Origin of the sequence: Acidocella sp. (genome assembly GCF_013044125.1) — a bacterium.
Taxonomy (GTDB): domain Bacteria; phylum Pseudomonadota; class Alphaproteobacteria; order Acetobacterales; family Acetobacteraceae; genus Acidocella.
Window position 1 is genome coordinate 1 of the sequence record NZ_JABEVC010000209.1, and the last position, 3,319, is coordinate 3,319.

The window sequence follows — 3,319 nt, forward strand, 5'->3', positions numbered from 1 at the left end:
ATCATCCAACACGACAGCAACCGCGCGCCCCTTCGCCATTCCAGCCTCCTCGTACAAAACCCAGCCAGAATGTAGCCTATTTATCGATCAGGACACTAGGGGCGCACCACCACAATAACCCCGGTCTTGCCCAAAATCCCCCTGGCATGGGCAAGCTCACCCGCGTCCAGCCCAAACCCGGCCGCCGCATCGGCCGCCCGCGCCACATCGCCGCCGTCGCGCGCAATCAACGCCGCATCCGGCACGCCGTATTCGCTCCAATAGATCACCGGGCAGCGCCCCGGGGCATCGGGCCCCGGCGGCAGCAACGCCAGATGCTCGCGCGCCGCCACCTCGGCCAAGCCAATGCGCTCCGGCGGCACATCCGGGCGCATCCCGGCATGAATCCGCGTCCCCTGGCACTGCCCGGCCAGCCGGGCCACCAGCGCCGCGTCGGGCCGCCAGCCCTGGTCCAGCGGCACGGTCAAAACGCTGTACACCACATATACCGCCGCATTCGCGCCCACCAGCAGCGCCAGCCGGGGCCGCGCGGCAAACACCGGCACCAGCAGCAACGCCAGCAGCACCATCACCTCAACCGCGAAAAAACTGAAATACCGGTCCACGATCAACGGCGCGAAATGGTTGATAACCAGAATCACCCCCGTTGCCGCCACCGTGGCCCCCGCCACCAGCCGCAACCACGCCACGGGCAGCGCGCGCGCGCGCATCCCCGGCCGCAGCAGCACCGCCCCGGCCACCAGCACCGCCGCATAATTCTCGCCGATCGCAGGCATCAAATGGCTCAAGATCGTATAAACCGCATTCAGCGGTCCGCGCGCCGTAATCCACGAAACCTCACCCAACACGCTATGCGCCTGGTGCTGCTGCAACCAGGTGAACCACAGCAACGGCACCGCCGCCGCCCCGGCCACGCAAACCAGGCTCACCGCCCGCAAATATGCGCCGCGCCGCCATTCCGCCAGCAGCACCGCCGCCAGCAGCACCGCGGTATAAAGCGCGGTAACCTGATGAAACATCACCAGCACCGGCAGCGCCGCGAGCTGAAACCAGTCAACCCTGCGCGCGCGCGCCACATAGGCCAGCGTGGCGGCGCCCAGAAACACCAGCTCCGCGCAATATTGCGAGAAATAATCACGGTATTGCGTAAAATCCAGCAGCAGGAACTTGCCGCTGCACGCAAACAGCGCCAGCCCCAGCAAAAACCCGCGCTGCGCCGGGTAGCGCCTTGCCGCGCAGCCGAACCACGCCAGCACAAACCCCAGCGGCAACAGATTCACCAGCCGCCGCGCGAACAGCCCCGGGCCGCTCACCAGTTCCCAGAACCGCGCCACGATATAAAAAAACGGCGGATTAGTCTCTCCCGGCCACAAATGGTCCCACGCCGTGCGCCACGGCACATGCGGGTCGGCGAAATAAACCGTGGCATACTCATCCAGCGAGCCGCCGCGCAGATACGCCCCGGCCAGCACACCGCATACCGCCAGCGCCGCCAGCGCCAGCACCGCGCGCGGCCACCAGGGCGCCAGCCCCGCGCCACCGGCATGCACTCTCCCATCCGCCTGCGCGCCCATCTCCACCCCTCCGGCCATCCGCCGCGCGTGTAACTTAATTCCACAAAACTGAGAAGCAACGCCCCGCGCGGGCTTACAAATCACGCCGCACCCGGCTATCTCCCCGCCAGCGGAACGGATTGCCTGTTCCGCTCCAGGAACACCCAATGCCCCACCGGCCCGCCAGCAAACCCGCTGCGTTCTTGTTTCACATCGGCGCGCTGCTGTTTCTGCTCGCCCTGGGCTATGCCTTCTTCGCGCCGCCGCGCAACGCCCCGCCGCTCACCTATTTCGGCGTCGGGGGTGACCCCTTATCCTTCATCTGGTTCCTTAACTGGTGGCCCTTCGCCGCGCAGCACCATCTGCCCCTCTTCCACACCAGCTATGTGAGCGCCCCCTTCGGCCAGAACCTCGCCTGGCGCACCGGCGTCATCGGCCTTGCCCTGCTGGCCGCCCCCTTCACCCTCAAATTCGGGGCGCTGGCAGTTTACAACACCCTCATGCTGGCCGCCCCCGGCCTGTCCGGCTGGGGCGCCTATCTCGCCGCCTATGAGCTAACGGCCGACGCCCCCGCATCCCTCGCCGCCGGTCTTGTTTTCGGCTTCTCCAATTACATGCTGGGGCATCTCCTGGGGCACCTCAACCTCAGCCTCACCTTCGCCATCCCCTTTTGCCTCTGGGCCTGCATCGCCGCCGCCAAACACGGCTGGAGCACCCGGCGGCTGGCGCTGCTGCTCGGGCTGGCCCTGGCCTTTGAGTTCGGGGTCAGCCAGGAGCTCTACGCCACCCTGCTCATCTTCGGCGCACTCGCCGCCGCCACGCTCTATGCGCTGCATCCACCCGCGCGCGCCGCGCTGGCCCGTCTGCTGCCCGGCGTATCCCTGGGCATTGGCGCAAGCCTCGTCATCCTCTCGCCGCTCATCTGGCAAATGCTGCGCGGCTATGCTGGCGGCAGCCACAGCGTCGCCGCCCCGGCTGATTTCTCGGTAGACCTTCTGGGCTTTATCCTGCCCACCCCCATCACCTGGCTGGGCGGCCACTGGCTGGCCCCGCTCACCAATAAATTCGGCGGCAACACCGCCGAGGACGGCAATTACCTCAGCCTCCCCCTGCTTCTGCTGCTGGTCCACATCGCGCGCACGCACCGCGCCGCGCCGGCCGTGCGCGTACTGGCCGGTTTCGCCGCCCTCGCCTGCCTGCTCGCCTTGGGCCCGTATGTGCATGTCCTGGGGGCCGAGATCAGCACCGCCCCCTGGCTGCCCGCCTCCGTCCTGCCTTTCCTCAAATCCATGCTGCCCGCGCGCTTCATGCTCTACGCCTGGCTGGCCATCGCGCTCCTGCTGGCCTGCTGGCTGGCGGCGCCCGGGCGCAAGCCGCCGCGCTACGCGCTGCTGGCCGCCTGCCTGGTCTTCATCCTCCCCGCCCGGGGATATGAACGCAACTGGACCCGCCTGCCCATCCCCGCCGTCTTCACCAACGGCGCTATCCCGCCCGGCAGCCGCATCCTCATCCTGCCGGAAAACCAGGTCGAGATGGGCTATCAATACGCCGCGGGCCTGCGCTTCTCGCTGGCCGCCCAGGGCTATCTCGGCACCGGCGCGCCCGCGCGCCTTGCCCGCTGGCCGCTCTACCGCGCCCTGTTCGTGCAAAAATACCAGGCCGCCCTGCCGCGCATCAACCCGCCGATGCTCGCCGCCTTTCTCGCGCAATACGGCGTGCAGACCGTGGTGGTCACCGGCGATTTCGCCCCCGGCCACACCCCCGCC

The 3,319-nt window shown here is 67.9% G+C and carries 2 protein-coding genes; one reads left to right on the forward strand and one right to left on the reverse strand.

The window, feature by feature from the left end:
• Positions 1–95: 95 nt before the first annotated feature.
• Positions 96–1,592, reverse strand: coding sequence for a hypothetical protein (locus tag HKL97_RS12785; protein WP_291425965.1), 1,497 nt, complete (start codon positions 1,590–1,592; stop codon positions 96–98).
• Between the two features lie 128 nt (positions 1,593–1,720).
• Here HKL97_RS12785 and HKL97_RS12790 point away from each other — a divergent pair.
• A partial coding sequence (locus HKL97_RS12790) for a hypothetical protein (protein ID WP_291425967.1) occupies positions 1,721–3,319 on the forward strand: 1,599 nt, incomplete at its 3' end.

Coding starts and splice junctions, on each gene's coding strand:
- HKL97_RS12785 (WP_291425965.1), bottom strand. CDS start 1,592: ATGGCCGGAGGGGTGGAGATGGGCGCGCAGGCGGATGGGAGAGTGCAT.